This window comes from Nocardia inohanensis NBRC 100128 (assembly GCF_001612945.1).
Lineage (GTDB): Bacteria > Actinomycetota > Actinomycetes > Mycobacteriales > Mycobacteriaceae > Nocardia > Nocardia inohanensis.
The window spans coordinates 284,207-304,499 of sequence record NZ_BDBK01000002.1 but is presented as its reverse complement, the minus strand read 5'-3'; the positions used below and the strand labels follow the sequence as shown (position 1 = coordinate 304,499).

At 69.3% G+C, this 20,293-nt stretch carries 7 protein-coding genes (1 of these 7 only partly in view); 4 read left to right on the top strand and 3 right to left on the bottom strand.

Annotated elements, in window-relative coordinates:
• Positions 1-12 precede the first annotated feature (12 nt).
• Positions 13-729, top strand: a complete 717-nt coding sequence (locus NI1_RS07815) for a hypothetical protein (RefSeq protein ID WP_067816174.1) — start codon at positions 13-15, stop codon at positions 727-729.
• Between the two features lie 56 nt (positions 730-785).
• Complete coding sequence (locus NI1_RS07810; protein ID WP_067816171.1) at positions 786-2,003, top strand: TetR/AcrR family transcriptional regulator; 1,218 nt, start codon at positions 786-788, stop codon at positions 2,001-2,003.
• A 115-nt stretch (positions 2,004-2,118) separates the two neighbouring features.
• On the opposite strand, the gene NI1_RS07805 is transcribed toward NI1_RS07810, so the two are convergent.
• Positions 2,119-2,406, bottom strand: a complete 288-nt coding sequence (locus tag NI1_RS07805; protein ID WP_067816168.1) for a hypothetical protein — start codon at positions 2,404-2,406, stop codon at positions 2,119-2,121.
• A gap of 257 nt (positions 2,407-2,663) precedes the next feature.
• On the opposite strand from NI1_RS07805, the gene NI1_RS07800 reads away from it, so the two are divergent.
• Both NI1_RS07800 and NI1_RS07795 read left to right on the top strand, forming a co-directional pair.
• A complete protein-coding gene (locus tag NI1_RS07800) occupies positions 2,664-6,119 on the top strand; it encodes an ATP-binding protein (protein WP_169815551.1) in 3,456 nt (1,151 codons plus the stop codon).
• A gap of 122 nt (positions 6,120-6,241) precedes the next feature.
• On the top strand, positions 6,242-8,011 hold the full coding sequence (locus tag NI1_RS07795; RefSeq protein ID WP_067816162.1) for a hydroxysqualene dehydroxylase: 1,770 nt from the start codon (positions 6,242-6,244) through the stop codon (positions 8,009-8,011).
• 443 nt (positions 8,012-8,454) lie between these two features.
• Here NI1_RS07795 and NI1_RS07790 read toward each other — a convergent pair whose 3' ends face one another.
• Together NI1_RS07790 and NI1_RS07785 are read right to left on the bottom strand one after the other, a co-directional pair.
• On the bottom strand, positions 8,455-8,670 hold the full coding sequence (locus NI1_RS07790) for an MbtH family protein (RefSeq protein WP_067817897.1): 216 nt from the start codon (positions 8,668-8,670) through the stop codon (positions 8,455-8,457).
• Between the two features lie 102 nt (positions 8,671-8,772).
• Positions 8,773-20,293, bottom strand: partial view of a non-ribosomal peptide synthetase gene (locus NI1_RS07785; protein ID WP_067816159.1) — the 3' portion only. 7,595 nt of this gene lie beyond the right edge of the window; 11,521 of the gene's 19,116 nt are visible here — the last part of the coding sequence; its start codon lies off the right edge, out of view — the gene reads right to left on this strand; the stop codon is at positions 8,773-8,775.

Below are 20,293 nucleotides of genomic sequence, written 5' to 3'. Positions count from 1 at the left end.
GAGCGACGGACCATGAGTGAGATCGAGCTGACGAAGCAGGTCGCGGACGAACCCGGCGAGGACGTCGCGGACGAAGCAACGCCGGCCGAAACGGCAGGAGTGGCAACAGCCGCACCCGAAGCGGTCGAAGTGACGGCAGCCGAACCCGAAGCGGCCGAGACCACGGCAACCGAACCCGAAGCGGCGGAGACGACGACGGCCAGGTTGATGGGGTGGGCCGCGGCCAAGCGCCGGGCGGTCGCCGTGGGGGTCGCGGCGGCGGCCGTGCTCGGAGCTGCGATCGGGTCCAGCGTGTTCTTCTTCGTGCAGGGCCAGCACAAGCAGGCGTTGCTCGACGCGCACGAGTCCGCGCGGACCGCAGCCTGTGAATACGCGCCCGTCCTCGCCACCTACGACGCGAAGAATCTGGACACGTACTTCGCCGGGGTACTCGAGGGCGCGACCGGGGATTGGCGCAAGCAGTTCGATTCGACCAGCAAGGATCTGCGTGAGGTGCTGACCGCCGGGCAGGTGACCTCCGCCAGCACGGATGTGCAGTGCGCGATTCGCACCGGCGACCAGGATTCCGCCGAAGCCATTGTGGTGATCGGGCAGACCATCACCAGTCTGGGTACCCAGAACAAACCGCAGCCGGGGCAGTTGTCGATGGTCATGCGGCTGGAGCGGCAGGGGGATCGGTGGCTGGTGAACAAGGTGAACTCGCCGCTGCTTTCGCAGGCCCGCCCGTGACGCGAGGTCCCCAACCCGGCAGGGACGCAAAAGACCTGGTGACTACCATTACCGACATGAGTGCCGAGCCCCAGCAGCGTGTGATCCGCCGCCGTCCGAAGAACCGGCGCGCCCAGATCGCCGCCACTTCGGCCGCCGCGTTCGGGTCGCTGGGGTATCACGGCGTGAGCATGGAGGACATCGCCGCCAAGCTCGGAATCTCCTCGGCCGCACTGTATCGGCACTACCCGAGCAAGTACGCGCTGTTCCGGGAGGAAGTGCTGCGGCTCGGCGCGCTGACCGTGGCCTCGGCGACGCCGTCCGAGGAGGCCGCGGAGCTGCCGCCGCGCGAGCGGTTGGACGCGGTGCTGGATCGGATCATCGCCGAGACCATCGCGAATCGGGCGACCGTGACGCTGGTGCGGTGGGAGCTGCGGTATCTCGACGAGACCGACCGGGCGACCCTCGACGGACAGTTCGCGGCGGCGCTGAGCTCGCTGCGCAAGCTGATCGCGGCGGTGCGGCCGGAGCTGGAGGAGACCGATCGGGCGGTGCGGGCGGTCACCCTGATGTCGGTGATCTCCAGTGTCGGCGATCATCATGCGGCGCTGCCGGTGAAAACGCTGACCGCACTGCTGCATTCGGCCTGCGATGCGGTGCTGGACGCGGAACTGCCGCCGCCGGGGACGAATTCGGACGCACCGCGCGCGGTGGAGATCCCGCTCTCGTTCAAGCACGAGCTGCTGCTCAAGAAGGCCGTGGAGCTGTTCCACCAGCGCGGATATCCGAATGTGAGCGTGGAGGACATCGCCGCGGCGGCGGATCTGTCGGCGGCCTCGGCGGTCTACCGCTACTACCGCAGCAAGGGCGATCTGCTGGCGGCGGCTTTCCGGCGCGCGGCCGACCGGGTGTCGGGGGCGATCGGCCCGGCGGTGGCCTCCTCGTCGAGTCCCGCCGAAGCCTTGACCAAGCTGGTCGACCTCTATGTCGCCGGCTCGTTCGCCGAACGCGAGCTCACCTACGTCTACTACGCCGAATTCGGCCATGTCTCAGCCGAAGAGCGCACCATGCTCCGCAATGTCCAGCGCCTGATCGTCGCCGAATGGGTCCGCCTGCTCGTCGCGGTCCGCCCCGACCTCTCCGACGGCGAAGCGCGCATCCTGGTCCAGGCCGCGTTCGGCCTGGTCGTCGACCTCGGCCGGGTCTTCGGCGACGACCAGCGCATCTGCCCGCAACAGCGCGTGATCCGCCTGATGGAGGTCATCCTCTTCGGCAACGCGCCGCGTCAGAACTGACACCGCTGGGGGTTCGGGGGCTTGCCCGAGTCTTGCTCTCTCGGTTGGAAACCGAGCGCCGGTTACCCGGCGCTCGGTCCGCCGCCGCCCGTCTGCTGGAGGCATCGGGCACTTACTACCCCCCGGCGGCGGCAATCGTGGACACGGGGGTGAACGGGGCGTAGTCCCGTACGTGTCCGCTTTCCCAGTCCCACAACGAGATCGGATCGACAGAGACGCCGCTCTGGAGGATCAGGCGCCAACCGGCGTCCTCGCGCTGCCAGATGTCGCCATCGCGGTCCCAGTAGAGACCGATGGTGTGCGGCTCGACCGTGTCACTCCGGCTCATGCTGTTCCTCTCCGCTAAGTAGCAATCGCACAGCGATTCCATGGAGATGAGCGTGTCCGCCAGTGCCGTCACCATTGGCAATCCCTTCGTCGTGCTGGTGACGAAAAGTATTCGCGCTCACACTTCCGGGACTCTTTCGCGGCGATTAAGGCTGTTCTTCTGAACAAATATATTTGCCAAACATTCGCGGATGCAGGAAGCGCAGGGGGCGAGTTGAATTCGGGCACCGAGTTCGGCCCGAACGGCCCGGCTGGCGGTGGAATAATCTCTGTGATTTCCACAACCACACTGCGGGCCCGAATCACGCATTGGCCGGGAGGATGTCGCGGATCATGGCTGAACCGCAAGTCCAGATACTCGGGCCGATCCAACTCGGTGTCGCAGACCAACCGGTTGGGCTGGGCGCCACCATGTTGCGCGCCGTGCTCGCCCGATTGGTCGCCGCCGGCGGCCGGGCTACCGGTCCGGAACGTCTCATCGACGATCTGTGGGAAGGCAATCCGCCACCGACCGCCGCCTCGGTGCTCCAGGTGCACATTCACAATCTGCGCCGGCTGATCGAACCGGATCGCCCGCGCCGCGCGCCATCTCGCTACCTCGTGTCCGAATCGTCCGGTTACGCACTGAAACTCGCGCCCGGCTCGGTGGACGCCTGGCGCTTCGAGGCACTGCTGCGCGAGTACGACCATCGCGCGCAATCCCCCGGCGGCATTCCCGACCTGCTCGAACGCCGCCGCCTGCTGGACGCGGTCCTGGCCTGCTGGACCGGCGACGCGTACGAGGGCCTCACCACCTTCGGCTGGGCCGCACAGGAAGCCGACCGGCTCACCGATTTACGCCTCACCGCCGCCGAATTACGCGCGGACATCGAACTTCGGCTCAATCGGCCCGCCGAAGTCGCCATCGAACTCCGCACCCTCTTCGACGAACATCCCGAACGCGAGGAAATCGCCCGCCTGCTCGCCACCGCGCAATATCGCATCGGCCAGCAGGCCCAAGCACTTGCTACGCTCCGCCGCTCTCGCGAATATCTCGGCGCGGAATACGGAATCGACCCGAGCCCGGCACTGCGCGAACTCGAGACCGCGATCCTCGCGCACTCCGAGACCCTCGGCCACGGCTATCCCCCGGCCCCGGCCGCCGGTCCGGATTCCGCGGGCGGTCCGGCGCCCGTGCGGATCGCCGCGGCCCGACCGGATACCGGCCCGGGCCGATCGCGCGGTGGTCCGGACGCCGCGACGGGCGAACGGCACGCGGGGCCCGCCGTGCGGCGGTCGGCGCTGGCCGAACCGCACAGCGGCTATACCCGCGAGCACGCCGCGATCCGGGCGGCCGCCGCGCAGGCGCGCGGCGGCCGGCTGCAATTGGTGTGGCTGGCCGGCGAAGCGGGGGCCGGCAAGACCACCGCCGCCGAGGCCGCACTCGCCGCGCTCGGGGACGATTCCTGGATCACGGTGCGCGGCGGCTGTCCGGAAGTGGATGGGGCGCCGCCGGCTTGGGCCTGGGCCGAGATCTTGGGCGCACTGGCGCCGGGTACCGCCGGCGGTCTCAGCGGATCCGATGCCTTCACCATCGCCCGCGCGGTGGTGGAATTGTGCCGCCAGCGCACCCCGACCGGTCCGGTGGCGATGCTGCTCGAGGATGCGCATCGCGCCGATACCGCGACCTTGCAGGTGCTGCGGCAGGTGGTGAGCTGGCTGCGCGAAGAGCCGGTATTCCTGGTGATCACGCTGCGCGGATCGGAGGCGGGGCCGAACCTGCACGGCACGGCCGCGGCGCTGGCCCATCACACGGCGGAATGGCTGGAATTGACCGGGCTGGATCTGGAAGCCACCCGGAATCTGGTGCGGGACAGCGGGATAACCGAGTTCGACGCGGCGGCGGTGGAACTGCTGCACCGCCGCACCGGCGGAAATCCGCTGTTCGTCCGGGAGCTGGCCAAACTGCTCGCCGCGCGGCACGGCAGCGATGACCGCGGCGAACTCCCGGACTCGATCCGGGAACTGATCACCGTCCGGCTGCGGCGGCTGCCCGCCGAAGTGGTCCCGGTACTGGGACATCTGGCCATCTGGGGCGATGGGGCGGATCTGCGCATCCTCAGCCGCGCCTGCGCGGTCCCCGAGGACGATCTCATCGATCTGATCGCCGAGGCCGAGGTGGCGGCGCTGGTGCGCACCGATCGCACCGGCCGGATCACCTTCGATCACGCGCTCATCCAGGACGCCGTCTACCTGAGCATTCCGCGGCTGCGCCGGGTGCGGATGCATTGGGCCGCACTGGAATTGCTGGAGCAGCACGCCGACGAGTTCCCGGGGCTGGCCCGGGATCCGGATATGCTGGCCCATCACGCCATTCTCGGCGCGCGCCCCGAAACCGCCATGCGCGCCGTCGAATACGCGCTGCTCGCGGCCCGCCGCAGCACCGAGCGGGGCATGGCGGGCGATACGGTGCGGCTGTGGCAGGCGGTCATCGAGTTGCATGAACTGGCCGGGCATGTCGGCGAGCACACCGCACGCGGGGACCGCATCGCCCTGCTGGACGCGCATTGCCGGTTGGTGGATGCGCTCGCCTATCAGGGCAGGTGGATCGAGGCCAGTGCGGTGCGCCGGCACGCGGTGAAACTCGCTCGCGGACTGGATGATCGGTCGTTGCTGATCCGGGCGCTCACCTGCTGGCATGCGCCGATGCTCTACCCGGCCCCGCAGTGGCCCGATCCGGAACATCGGGTGCTGCGGGCCGTGCAGAGCTGTCTCGACGGCCCGCTGCCGGATGCCGATCGTATTCGCCTGCTGGCCGTGGCCGCCGCCGAAACCGCCGGTGACTATCGTGATCCGCTCGCCAGCCAGCGCTACGCACGCCAGGCGCTGGCCCTGGCCCGCGACGCCGGCGATCCCGAACTGCTCTGCATCGCCTTGAATGTCTGTACGCTGCTGCGCTTCTCGGTCGCCGAGGACGGACCGCTGCTGCGGGAACTGTTCGACGTCGCCGACCGCAGCGATCTCAATCACTACCGGACCGCCGGGCACTACGGCCTGTTCCGGTGCGCGCTCGCCGCGCTGGACCTACCGGAGGCGTGCCGTCGCATCGATCTCACCCTGAGCACGGCCGCCGATTCCGAACTGCCGCAACTGATGCTGGTCTTCGGCGCCTTCACCGCCCTGCTCGCCCTGCTGCGCGGTGAAGTGGACGAAGCGGAGCGGCTGTATCTGGCGTTCGACCGGCAGGCCGATCGGCTGAAGTTCCCCAGCAACAACAGCTTCCGGACGGTGAACCTGCTGGCGGTGGCCTGGGCGCGCGGCGAGGTCGCCACCGAACGGGACCGCTGCCGGCAGATGTACGAGGCGGCCCCGTTGGTCGGCGCCCCGCTCTACGGCCTCACCCTGGTGGCGAGTGGCGAAATCGACCGCGCCCGAGCGGTTTACCACGAAGCCGCGCACGTCCCGCCCGGTATCGCCCCCACCCTCGAGTACGCCGGTCGCGCCTACCTCGCCCTCGGCCTCGGTCTGGCCGAGGAGTACGAGGACCTCTACCGCATTCTCGCGCCCCACACCGGCACCATCGTCGGCTTCGAAGCCACCGGCTGCACCTTCGATCCCATGGACACCCTGCTCGGCCTGCTCGCCGCGGCCCGCGGTGACACCGAACGCGCGGCCGCCCACCACGAAGCCGCCGACCGGCTCATGCGCCGTCTGCGCACCCAGCTCGCCGAACTCGAGGTACCCGAGCTGGATCCGACCGGCCCCCGCCACCGACAGTCCGGGATTTTAGGAGAACCAGCGCCAACATAAAGTGGCTCATGGAGTCTTAAAACCCACATGTCAGCAAGAATGTTCATTAACATAGCTGCCAGTCAGGCAAGGCCGCCGGCGGCTGTTCGCCGATGCCGCCGGCCGGACAGCGGGAGGCTCGCATGCACCGGCGATCACGACGAGAATTCATCAAAACCGCGGCGGCCGGAGGGGTGGCGGCGGCTCTGACCTTCGCACCCACCAGTGGCCGCGCCTTCGCGCAGCCGGGGCGCGCGGTGGCGGTATTCGGGGCGGGACCGGCGGGTCTGACCGTCGCGCACGAGCTGGCCGAAAGAGGTTTCAGCGTAACGGTTTTCGAAAAACTCGGTGATTTCGGCGGTAAGACGCGGAGTATCTACTCCCCCGACGGGCTGCCCGGCGAGCACGGGTTCCGGAGCACTTTCGGGTTCTATCACAATCTGCCGGATACGCTGCGGCGCATACCTTTTCCGGGCAACTCGCACGGAGTCTGGGAGAACCTGGTGCGCTTGAACGCCGCCATGATCGCGGGGATGAACCGGCACAATCTCACCGTTCCGCTGCCATTTCCGCTGCCGTTCAGTCAGTTCCCCATGACGCCCAAGGGATTCATCGATTCGGTGGCCTCGGTATTCGAGACGCTGTTCCGGCTGCCGCTGTACGAGGCGGTCTTCGCGGCCGAGCGGCTGGCGGTGTACGTATCGAGCTGCGGTGAACGGAAACTCGGGCAGTGGGAACGCATGACCTGGACCGATTTCGCCCGGTTGGATGCTTCTTCGGCGGAGTACAACCGCTTTCTCGGGGACGGGTTCATCCGGGAACTGGTGGCCACCAAATCGGCGAATTGCAGTGCGCATTCGATCGGGCTGGTGGGTGAGGAGTACGTCTGGTCGCTGCTGAATCTCGACAATGACAGTGACGGCAAGGGCAATGACCGGGTGCTGAACGGGCCGACCAGCGAGACCTGGATCAATCCGTGGGTGGATTACCTGCGCTCGATCGGCGTCACCTTTCACCAGGGGTATCAGCTCACCGGATTCGCGACCGACGGCGCACACCTCACCTCGGCGACGGTCACCGATGCGAACGGCGGCAGGCAGACGGTGGAGGCCGACTACTACGTGTCCGCCATTCCGCTGGACAAAGTTTCGCGGGTGCTGTCCGAGGAGATGACGGCCGCGGATCCGAAGCTGGATCGCATCCGGAACCTGGAGGCGGCGTGGATGGTCGGGATCCAATTCTTCCTGACGCAGCGGGTGGATCTGGCGAACGGCCACGTCGGGTACAACGACGCACCCTGGGGGCTGACCTCCATCAGCGAGGCGCAATTCTGGCGGCGGCCGGTGTCGAGTTACGGCGACGGCACCGCGCGAGAAGTATTGTCGGCCATCATTTCCGAATGGGACGAACCCGGGACGTTCAACGGCAAGACCGCCAAGCAATGCGCCCCCGAGGAAATCGCACGGGAGACCTGGGCGCAGATCAAAGCACACGTGAACGACGACGGTGAGATCCAGCTGACCGACGAGGTGCTGCATTCCTGGATGATCGATCCGGCGCTCAGCAATGCGGGCACGCCCGAAATCGACTACGACGATCCTATTTTCGTACAGAATCCGGGTTCCTGGTACGACCGGCCCGACGCCTGGACCGGCATCGACAACCTGTTTCTGGCCGGTGACTGGATCAAGACCCAGATGAATGTGGCCTGCATGGAGGGCGCGAACGAGGGCGGGCGGCTGGCCGCCAACGCGGTGCTGCACGCCTCGGGGTCCGGTCAGGCCGAGGCCACCATCACCCCGCGTTTCACGATGCCTTTGTGGGAGCCGCTGAAATTGGTCGATCGCGAGCTGTACAAGGCAGGACAGCCGAATATGTTCGACGTCATCGACCGCCGTTATCCGGTGCGCTGAGCAATGAAACCCGGCCGCCAGGGCGTGAAATACCTGGCGGCCGGAAGCTTCGGATCGATCTATCCCGTAGGCAGGGTGATCGGGGGGAACGCGAACGACGAGCCGGTGCCCAGCATCTTCCCCAGCATTCCCAAGAAGTTGTCTACGGCGCTACCACTTTGCATGGCGAGCCTCAGACGGTGGGGGTGGGTGTCGGAGTGGGCTGGGTGACCGACAGGCCCGAACCGGAGGTGAGCAGGTGGGCGATTGCCGCCAGCAGGGTGTTGAAACCGGAGCTACCGAGATCCATGGTGCGTTTATTCCTTTACAGCGCAGTGCGTTTCAGTGGATCAGGCGACCCGGGGGTTGTAATTGATCGACGATCCGTTGGAGAGGAAACCGAGGATCTGGGTGAGGATGGCTGCAATGTCGACGCCTTCCATGACGTCTCCTTTCGTGAGGGGTTATTCGGATTCCGACATCGCCTCGACCAGCGAGGCCGGTCGCATGTCGGTCCAGTGCGACTCCACATAGTCGAGGCATTCGGCTCGACGTGCGGGTCCGGCGGCAATGGTCCAGCCGCCCGGGACGGCGGCGAAGACCGGCCAGAGGGAATGCTGCGCTTCCTCATTGACCAGCACGTAGAACTGAGCGTCTTCGTCATCGAACGGATTGCTCATCGAATTGCCTTTCTTCACCGACACAGCACACTGTGAAAACGATGTATTTCAGAATCTACCTCAGGGCTCGCGCGGACGCATCGCATTCCGCGAATCGCGGGGCTACCGCTCCTCGTCCCGCCGGCGCAGGGCATTCAGTACCCGGGTGACCTGGGCCAGTGAATCCGGGGACGCCATCTGCCAGTGGGTGGCCGGGACGGCATAGCTGTGCACCATGCCGTCGATGGCCGCACGCCAGCCCGAGACACCGACCGTCGAGCTCGGATCGTCCAGGGCCGCCGCGAAATAGAGCAGGTCGCCCTTGAACGGGCGCGGCTCGTAGCCCGCGATGAGGTGCAGCGAGGCGACGCCCGAATCGATGATGCGGGTGACCCGTTCGGCGCTCATGGACGCGAACGGCTCCGGCAGGCCGGCCAGCCGCTCGGCCAGGGCCGCCGGTTCCAGGGCCGCCGGATCCAGGCCGGCCGCGTCCGGCAGCAGGCCGCCGAGCAGCTCCGCCACCGGCAGCGCGGCCTGATCGCCGGCCGGGTCCACCTCCAGGGAACTGTCCAGCATCGCCAGGGTGGCGACCTGCTGGCCCTGCTCCTGCAACTGGACCGCGACGGCGTGCGCGATGACGCCGCCCAGCGACCAGCCCAGCAGATGGTACGGGCCTTCCGGTTGCACCGCGCGGATCTCCGCGGCGTAGAGCCGCGCCCAGGATTCGATGGAATCCGGCAGTGGCGCATCTGCTTTCAGCGCGGGCGATTGCAGGCCGTAGATCGGCCGGTCCTGATCCAGGCCGGCGACCAGGCCCGCGAAGGACCAGGAGACGCCGCCGACCGGGTGGATACAGAACAGCGGCGCGCCGGAACCGTAGGGGCGCAGCGGAAGCAGCACGTCGAACGCGGAACCGGCATCGAGTGCACCTGCTGCCCGCGACAATTCGGCGACCAGGTTCGCCGGCGTCGGGGCGGTGAACAACAGCACCACCGGAATCCGCTGTCCGAGTTCGGCACTCAGTTCGGTGACCAGTCGCACCGCGATCAGGGAGTTGCCGCCGAGCTCGAAGAAGTTGTCGTCGAGGCCGGCCCGCTCCACGCCCAGCACCGTGGCGAAGGCCCGGCACACTGCCGTCTCCAATCCGGTTTCCGGAGCGCGGAATTCGCGGGGCGCGAACTCCGGTTCGGGCAGTGCGCCGCGATCCAGCTTGCCGTTGGCGTTCAACGGCAGTTCGGTGAGCGCCACGTAGGCCGCCGGCACCATGTAGGAGGGCAGCCGGTCCGCCAGCGCCGACCGCAGCCGGGCCGGATCGAGGTCGGTGCCGACCAGGTAGGCGACCAGGCGGTCCCCGGAGCGGCCGTCCGACTTCGCCAGCACCGCCACCCGTTCGACGCCGGGCTGCGCCAGCAGCGCCGCCTCGATCTCGCCGAGTTCGATGCGGAAGCCGCGGATCTTCACCTGGAAGTCGGTGCGGCCCCGGTACTCCAGCTCTCCGTCGGCACGCCAGGCCACCAGGTCGCCGGTGCGGTACATGCGCTGCCCCGGCTCGAAGGGATTGGCCACGAAGCGATCCGAGGTCAGGTCGGGCCGCCCGAAGTAACCGCGCGCCAGCTGCGCGCCAGCCAGGTACAGCTCACCGGAGACCCCGGCGGGCACCGGCCGCAACCGCGCGTCGAGCACGTAGACCCGGCTGTTCCACTCCGGCGCGCCGATCGGCACGGAGATCCGGTCCGCGTCCGTGACACGGTGATTGGTGATGGAGACCGCGGCCTCGGTCGGGCCGTACAGGTTGTACAGCTCGGCCGCCGGGTACGCGGCCCGGAACCGTTGCGCGAGCGCGCCGGGCAGGGCTTCGCCGATGGCGAGCACGCGCAGCAGCGGCGGGACGGGGCGATCGGCCCCGGCGGTGAGCAGCGCGTCCAGCATGGACGGTACGGCGTGCAGGGTGGTGACGCCCTCGCGGACCATGAGGTCGCCGAGGTAGTCCGGATCGCGATGCCCGTCGGCGTCCGCGATGACCAGCCGGCCGCCGCATACCGCCGCCGACCAGAACTCCCACACCGACAGGTCGAAGGTGGCGGCGGTCTTGAGCAGCACCGCGTCGTCCGCGCTGAGCGCGAATTCCGCCGTCTTCCACTGCAATTGGTTGGCGATCGCCGCGTGCGGGACGGCCACGCCCTTGGGGCGGCCGGTGGAACCGGACGTGAAGATCACGTACGCCGTGTGTTCCGGCCGCAGTGGCGCCCGCCGGTCCGTGTCGGTGACCGGATCCTCGGGGTAGCTGATCAGATCCAGCAGATCGATGCGCACCTGCGCGATATCGAGCGGCAGATCGATCCCGGCGGTCAGCACCGTCACCGGATCCGCCGTCGCCAGGATGTATTCGATCCGCTCGGCCGGCTGATCGGGATCCACCGGCACATACGCGCCGCCCGCCACCGACACCGCGTACATGGCCACCACCAGATCGACCGAGCGCCGCATGGCCAGCGCGACCCGCGACTCCGGGCCGACGCCGAGCGAGATCAGATGCCGCGCCAGGCGGTTCACCCGTGCGGACAGCTCGCCGTATGTCACTTCGACGCGCGACTCGGCAAGTTCGCCGGCACTTGCCGAACGGTTCAGGTATCCACCCGCACGGGCCGAATCGACCGGATGGCTTTCGCCCGCCGTCGATACGGCCCGGTGCTCACCGTCGTAAGTCGGCGCGGCCTGCCGCTCGTGCGCGGCTGTGGCGATGCGATGGACGTCGTCGCCGATCGGCTCGCGGAGGTATCCGCCATCTCCGACCAGGGCGATGCGGGTCGGTGCGGCGGCCGCGAAGGTGCGTTCCAGCAGACTGGGCAGCGTGGCGGTGGTGTCCACCGCGTGCGCGGTGTGGTTCCAGAATCCGAGGATTCGTTTGCGTTCGGCCGTGGCGAGGAGTTCGTAGGAGCCGACCGGGAGGGACGGTTCCACCACGACGGCGTTCAGCAGGCGGCGGAGGCGTTCGGTGAAGCCGGCCGCGGTGGCCTCGTCGTAGAGGGCGGTGGCGTAGGTGAGCTGGGCCGAGATGCCGTCGGGGGTGCCGTCGGCGGTGTAGCGGTCCACCAGCACCAGGTGCAGGTCGAATTGGGAGATGGTGGTCTCGAAATCGGCCGCGCCGACCCGCAATCCGTCGAGTTCGAGTTCGGCGGTCTCGGTGTTGTTGAAGGAGAAGCCGACCTGGAACAGCGGATGGCGGGCGGTGGAGCGGACCGGGTCGAGGGCTTCGACCAAGCGCTCGAAGGGGACGTCGGCGTGCGAGAGCGCGGCCAGGTCGGCTTCGCGCACCGCGGCCAGCAGGGTGTCGAACCCGGCGGCCGGGTCGATCACGGTGCGCAGCACCAGGGTGTTGACGAACATGCCGACCAGATCGTCGAGCGCGTCGTCGCCGCGCCCCGCCACCGGGGTGCCGACCGCGATGTCGGAGCTGCCGGACAGGCGGGACAGCAGCAGCGCCCAGGCGGCATGCATCACCATGAAAAGGGTTGCGCCGCTGTTGCGTCCGAGCGCGACCAGGCGCTGATGCAGATCGGGGTCGAGGTCGAATTCGACCGCGCCGCCCGCCGTGGAGAGCACCGCCGGGCGGGGCCGATCGGCCGGGAGTTCCAGCTGATCGGGGAGTCCGGCCAGGGTTTCGGTCCAGAACGCCAGCTGCCGGGAGAGCAGCGAGCGCGGATCGTCCTCGCTGCCCAGGCGTTCCCGCTGCCAGAGCGCGTAGTCGGCGTACTGCACCGGCAGCGGCGTCCACTCCGGGGCGTGCCCGGCGTGACGGGCGGCGTAGGCGACCATGACGTCGCGGGCCAGCGGGGCCATCGACGCGCCGTCACCCGCGATGTGGTGCACGACCACCACGAGCACGTACTCGTCGGCGGATCCGGCGAGGGCGAACAGGCGGCCGCGCAGCGGGACGGCGGCGGTCACGTCGAACCCGGCGGAGACGAATTCGGTGAGGACGCCGAACAATTCGGCGGTCTCGACCGGGACCGGGGTGAGCGCCGGGAGCTCCACCTGCGATACCGGCAGGATCACCTGCACCGGGCCGGAGTCGGTGAGCGGGTAGACGGTGCGCAGCACCTCGTGCCGCGCCACCAGGTCCGCCATCGCGGCCTCCAGCGCGGGAATGTCCAGCGCACCGGTGAGCCGGATGGCCATCGGCATGTTGTAGGCCGAGGATTCACCGTCGAAGCGGTTCAGGAACCACATCCGCTGCTGCGCGAGCGACAGCGGCACGGGGCCGTCACCGGTGCGCGGGACCAGCGGCGGCGCGGCCGCGAACAAGACCGCGTCGGCGTCCACGGTCGCGGCCAGCGCGGCGACCGTCGGGTGTTCGAACACGGTCCGCATGGCCACTTCGACGCCGAGGCGCGCCGAGAGCCGGGCCGAGAGCTTCACCGCGCTCAGCGAATTGCCGCCGAGGGCGAAGAAGTCGTCGTCGAGGCCGATGCGTTCGGCGCCGAGCAGTTCGGCGATGGTGTCGGCGACCGTCGTCTCGATCGCGGTCTCCGGGGCACGGAACTCCGCGGTGCGGAAGATCGGTTCCGGCAACGCTTTCCGATCCAGTTTGGCCATCGGGTTGAGCGGGATGGCATCGATCACCATGATCACCGCGGGCACCATGTAGGCGATGAGCGAGCGGCCCGCGAAGGCGCGTAGCTCCTCCGGATCCACCACGGCGCCGGCGGCGGGCACCACGTAGGAGACCAACGAGACGTCGCCATTGCGCCCGGTGTGACCGACGGTGACCGCGAACTCCACGCTCTCGTGGGCGATCAGCGCGGAATCGATCTCGCCGAGTTCGATGCGCAGGCCGCGCACCTTCACCTGATCGTCGGTGCGGCCCAGGTATTCGATGGTCGGCTCGGTCTGTCCGGCAATGGGATTGCGCACCCAGCGCACCAGGTCACCGGTGCGGTACATCCGCCCACCGGGCGCGCCGTACGGGTCGGCCACGAAGCGGTCGGCGCTCAATGCCGCGCGCCCGTGATAGCCGCGGGCCAGACCGGGACCGCGCAGGTACAGCTCACCGGCGGCCCCGTCCGGCACCGGCCGCAGCCGGGCGTCGAGCACCACGGCGGATTGGCCGGGCACCAGATCGCCGAGCACCACCCGGCCGTCCGGCCGCAGCGGGTAGCTCTGGTGGCTGATGATGGTGATCTCGGTCGGTCCGTAGCCGTTGTACAGCTCGCGGGTGCCGCCCCAGCGGTCCACCAGATCCTGGCCGAAGCCCTCCCCGCCGACGATCAGATACGGCATGCCGCGCAGGGTTTCCGGATCGAGGGTATTGATCACGGCCGGGGTGAAGACGCCGTGCGTGACGCCCTCGGATTCGATGAGCTGCTTCAGCTCCGCGCCGCCGATGATCTCGACCGGCGAGACGACCAGCGCCGCGCCGACCGGGAAGGCCATCAGGATTTCCAGGATATTGGCGTCGAAGCTCGGCGAAGTACGGTGCAGCACACGCGATTCGGCGGTGGTCGGCGAATGCGTGTGGTGCACGGCCGCGATGCCGATGATGCCCGCGCTGCCGACCACCACGCCCTTGGGGCGGCCGGTGGAGCCGGAGGTGTAGACCATCCAGGCGGCATTGGCGATGTGCACCGGGCGCACCAGTTCGGCGGGATCGATCCGGCCGGCCGGCAGCTCGTCCAGCCGCCGCGCGGTCTCCGGATCGTCGAGCACGATCCAGTGGCAGGTGTCGGCGGGCAAGCGGTCGGTGTACGCGGCGATCGTGATGCCCACGGGCGCAGCGGAATCCGAGAGCATGAAGCCGATGCGGTCGGCCGGATAGGTGGGGTCGACCGGCAGGAAGGCGGCACCGGTCTTGGCCACCGCGAACAGCGCCACCACCGATTCCACCGAGCGCGGCACCGACAGCGCCACGAAATCCTCCGGCCCGACGCCGAGTTCGATGAGCATGCGGGCGATCCGGGAGGACCGGGCGTCGAGTTCCGCGTAGCTGACCTGCTCGCCGCGATAGATCAGGGCGGGCGCGGCCGGATCGATATCGACCGCGGCGGTGAGGATCTCGGCCAGCGACCGCGGTGCCAGCGCCTCGGGGCCCCGGCGGGCCAGAATCGCGGACCGCTCCCCCGGCGACAGCACTTCGACGCTGCCGATGGTCCGGCTCGGGTCCTCGGTGACGGTGCCCAGTACCCGGCCGAAGCGGCGCAGCAGATCCCGCGCGGTGGACTCGTCGTAGAGATCGGTGGCGTAGACCAGTTCCACGACCAGGTTGCCGTCCGCGTCCAGCTCCTCACCCACCGAGAAGGTGAGATCGAATTTCGCTACGGTGTCCTCGAATTCGACCGGCTCCAGCACCAGGCCCGGCACCGCGTGGGTGCCGTTCTCCAGATCCAGGTAGTTGAGGGTGACCGTGAACAGCGGGTGGCGGGACTGGTCGACCGGCACCCCGAGCGCGGTCACGACCTGCTCGAACGGCACCGTGGCGTGCGCGAAGGCGGCCAGGTCGACCGCGCGGCTCTCGGCCAGCAGTTCGGCGAAGGTGCGATCGGTGGCCGGGCGGGTGCGCAGGGCCAGGGTATTGACGAACATGCCGACCAGGCCGTCCAGCACCGGCTCGTCGCGACCCACCACGGGGGTGCCGATGGCGATGTCGTCGGTGCCGGACAGGCGCGCCAGCAGGGTGGAGAGCGCCGCGTGCAGCACCATGAACGGGGTGGCGTGATGCCGCTTGGCGACCTCGCGCAACCGTTCGCCGACACCGCCGCCGATCCGGCCGCGCACCACCGCGCCCCGGAAGGACGGCGCGGGCGGCCGCACCCGGTCCATCGGCAAGGTCAGCTCATCGGGCAGGCCGGTGAGATTCGCCCGCCAGTACTCCAATTCGGCCGCGCCGACGGTGTCGAGCACCTGTTCCCGCCACAGCGTGTAATCGGCGTACTGCACCGGCAGCGGTTCCCAGGCCGGGGCGCTGCCCGCGGCGCGGGACAGGTAGGCCAGCACCACGTCGCGCAGCAGCGGATCGGTGGAGGCGCCGTCGCCGGCGATATGGTGCACCACCGCCGCCAGCACGTGGCTGGAGTCGGATTCGCGCAGCAGCATGGCGCGCAGCGGCAATTCGCTGGTGACGTCGAAACCCGCGGCGGCGAATTCGTAGAAGCGCTCCACCACCGAGCCGGTCACCGTCTCGACCGGCAGGTCGATGACCGTGTCCGGCGGCAGGATCACCTGGTGGCCTTCGCCTTCGGCGTCCATCGGGTAGACGGTGCGCAGCACCTCGTGCCGTGCCATGACGTCGGCGAGCGCGGCACGCAGGGCATCGTGGTCCAGATCGCCGATGAGCCGCACCGCGAACGGCATGTTGTAGGCGGGCGAGGCCGGATCCAGCCGGTTCAGCAGCCAGATGCGAGTCTGCGCGGCGGACAACGGAATTCGCTCCGGCCGCGCCCCGGCCACCAGTGGCGGCAGGCTGCGCGCCGCGGACCCGGTGACCAGCGCCGCCAGCGCGGCGACGGTCGGCGCGTCGAAGATCGCCCGCACCCCGAGGTCGCGATCGAAGGCGGCGTTGACGCGCGCCACCAGGCGCATGGCCAGCAGCGAGTTGCCGCCGCGATCGAAGAAGTCGTCGTCCGCGCCGATCGGCGCACCGCCCAGCAGCTCGCCGATCATGGCGGCCAGCATGGCCTCCGCACCCGGGCGGGGCGCCCGGAATGCCGTTGCGGCGGCGGTGAATTCGACCTTCGGCAGGGCCGCGCGGTCGAGCTTGCCGACGCTGGTGCGCGGCATATCCGCCAGCACCACCAGGTGCGCGGGCACCATGTACGCGGGCAGCAGCGTCCGGGCGTGCGCGAGCACGGCGTCGCCGGAAACCTCGGTGCCGGAGACGTATCCGACCAGGCATTCGGTGCCGGCGCTGTCACGGTCGAGCACCACCACGGCATTGGCGACGCCATTGCCCGCCAGCAGCGCCGCCTCGATCTCACCGAGCTCGACGCGCTGACCGCGCAGCTTCACCTGGAAGTCGTTGCGGCCCAAGTAGACCAGGTCACCGGCGCGGTTCCAGCGCACCAGGTCGCCGGTGCGGTACATGCGCGCGCCGGGCACCCCGAACGGATCGGCGACGAAACGTTCCGCGGTGAGCCCGCCGCGATCGGTGTAGCCGCGGGCCAGCTGCGCACCGGCCAGATACAGTTCGCCGACCACGCCGGTGGGCACCGGGCGCATGCGGGCGTCCAGCACGTAGGCGCGGGTGTTCCAGTTCGGCAGGCCGATGGCGACCTCGTAATCCGGGTCGGCATCGGAGAATTCGTGATAGATCGCCGAAATGGCGGCCTCGGTCGGACCGTAGGCATTGTGCACCGCGCCGCCCACCTCGGCCCGCAACGCACCCAGCAGTTCGGCGGGCAGCGCCTCGCCGCCGGTGTGCAGATGCCGGAACGAGCGCAGCGCATCGCCGTGGCCCTCCGCCAGCAGAGCGGCCAGCAGTGACGGCACATGCTCGGCGATGGTGACGCCGTGCGCGCGCATGCGCGCCGCCAGGTAGTCGAGGTCCTGGTGACCGCCGGGCCGCAGCAGGGCCAGCGGCGCACCGGTCAGCGCGGGCAGGAAGCACTCCCACACCGAGACGTCGAAGGCCAGCGGCGCGCGCTGCATGATCCGGTCGTCGGCGGTCACGCCGTAGCGGTACTCGAGCCAGCGCAGCTGGTTCATGATGGCGCGATGGCTGGTGCCGACGCCCTTGGGCTTGCCGGTGGAGCCGGAGGTGAACAGCACGTATGCGAGATTGTCCGGCCGCAGCGCACAGACCCGTTCGGCATCGGTGATGGGCGCGGGCGAGAACTCGGCGGTATCCAGCTCGGCGACAGCGACCGTACGCACCCCGTACAGGGTCGGCACGGTGGCCCCGCCGACGGCGAGCACCAGCCAGGCGTCGGAGGTGGTGAGCACGTGGGCGATACGGTCGGCCGGATGCGCCGGATCGACCGGCACGTAGGCCGCGCCCGCGTGCGCGATGGCGTAGAGGGCCACCATCAGGTCGAGGCTGCGTTCGGCGGTGACGCCGACCACGTCGTCGGGCCCGATGCCTTCGCGAATCATCCAGCGCGCCAACCGGTTCGCCCGCTCGGCGAGCTGTGACCAGGTCATCGTCGCGCCGTCGAGCTCCACCGCGACGCGGTCGCCGTCGGTGGCGGCGCGCCGATCCAGCAGATCCGCGAGGGTCTCCTCGGGCAGCTCGCGCCCGGTGGCATTGCGATCGGCCAGCAGCAGCCCGCGTTCGGCCACCGACATCAGCTCCACGTCGGCGACCGTGACGCGCGGGTCGCCGACCAGCGCGCGCAGCACCCGCTCGTACCGGGTCAGGAAGTCCGCGCTGGTCTCGGCGTCGAAAAGGTCGGTGGCGTAGTGCAGGTGGACGTCGATGCCCGCGGGCGCGCCGTCCTCGTAGCGGTCGGTCAGCGTCCAGTCCTGATCGAACTGGATCGGCAGCACCCCGGCGTCGAGGCCGGTGATGGACAGCTCACGCAGCTGGAAGTCCGGCTGCGCCAAGTTCTGCATGGTGAAGCCGACCTGGTAGATCGGCGAATGCGACTGGGAGCGCACCGGATTCAGCACGTCCACCAGCATTTCGAAGGGGACGGCCGAGTTGTCGAAGGCCGCGAGGTCGGCATCGCGGACCCGGGCCAGCACTTCCGACAGCCGCGCGTCCGGGGAGACCTCGGTGCGCAGGGCGAGCGTATTGACGAACATGCCGACCAGGTCGTCCAGCGCCTGATCACCGCGACCGGCGACCGGGGTGCCGACCACGATGTCCGCGGTACCCGACATCCGCGCCAGCAGTACCGCCAGCGCGGTGTGCAGCACCATGAACGGGGTGACCTGGTTGGCGGCCGCGAATTCGACCACGGCGGCGTGCAATTCGGCGTCCAGCACGGCGGTGCGGGCGTCGGCGCGGCCGGAGGCGACCGCCGGGCGCGGCCGGTCCACGGGCAGCGCCAGCACATCGGGAGCGCCGGTCAGCCGCTGCTGCCAGAACTTCAGCTGGCGGGCCAGCACCGAGTTCGCGTCGTCGGGCGAGCCGAGCGTATTGCGCTGCCAGATGGCGTAATCGGCGTACTGCACCGGCAGCGGCCGCCATTTGGGCGCGGTGTCGGCGCAGCGCGCCACGTACGCCTGGGCCAGATCCCGGGCCAGCGGGGCCAGCGACCAGCCGTCGGCGGCGATGTGATGCACCACGATGAGCAGCACGTGGGTGTTGGGTTCGTCCTCGACGCGCAGCAGCCGGGCGCGCAACGGCACCTCGGCGGTGACGTCGAACTCGGTGGTCGCCAAACCCGCTGCCAGCGCCAGCAATTCGGCCGCCGGGACGGGCTGTGGTTCCAGGTCTACCAGGCGGGTGCCGGCGGGCAGCACCACCTGCCGGGCCACCCCGTCCTGTTCCGGGTAGAGGGTGCGCAGGGTTTCGTGCCGATCGATCACATCGCCGACCGCGGCCCGCAGCGCGTCCACGTCGATCCGGCCGACCAGGCGCAGGGCGAAGGGCATGTTGTAGCCGCCGCCCGCGGTGTCGAACCGGTTCAGGAACCACATGCGCTGCTGGGAGATCGACAGCGGGACGATATCGCCGCGCTGCTGGGGCGTCACCGGCGGCAGCGCCGTCACGGTGTTCGCGGTCTCGTCGAGGCGGGCGGCCAGGTCACGCACGGTGGAGGCGTCGAAGACGGTGCGCAGCGGGATGGCCTGCCCGGTGGCCTCGGACAGCCGGGCCACCAGCTGGGTGGCGATCAGCGAATTGCCGCCCCGGACGAAGAAGTTGTCGGTCGCGCCGACCTCGGACAGGCCGAGCAGATCGGCGAAGACCGCGGCGACGAGAATCTCGGAATCACCGGCGGGAGCGATGAATTCGGCGGCCGCGAAGGTGGGCGCGGGCAGTGCGGTGCGATCGAGTTTGCCGTTCGCGGAGACCGGCATGGCGTCCAGGATCACGAAGCTGGCGGGCACCATGTAAGCCGGTAGTCGCTCGGCCAGGTGGGCGCGCACCGCGTCCAGGTCGATCCGCGCCGAGGGGACGGGCACCAGGTAGCCGATGAGCGACTCCCCGGCACTGTCCGCGGCGCGTACCAGCACGGCGGCCTGGGCGACCGCGTCGAGCGCCGACAGCGCCGCCTCGATATCGCCCAGTTCGATGCGCAGGCCGCGCAGCTTCACCTGGAAATCGGTGCGGCCCAGATACTCCAGCTCCCCGGCACTGTTCCACTTCACCAGGTCGCCGGTGCGGTACATGCGTTCGCTGGCCCCGAACGGGTTGGCCACGAAGCGATCCGCGGTCAGCGCCGTCCGGGCAACATAGCCGGTGGCCAGCTGCGAACCCGCGAGATAAAGCTCGCCGGGCACCCCGGCGGGTACCGGGCGCAAGCGCGAATCCAGTACGTAGACCCTGGTATTGAAGACCGGGCGGCCGATCGGCACGGAGAGTTCGTCCGCGTCGACGACCCGGTGATAGGTGACATCCACCGCGGCTTCGGTCGGTCCGTACAGGTTGTGCAGCTCCGCGCCGGTCAACTGGCGCAGACGCTGCGCGGGCTCGGCGGGCAGCGCCTCACCGGAGGCGAACACCAGGCGCAGCGGCAATTGCCGGCCGTCCCGGACCCCGGCGTCC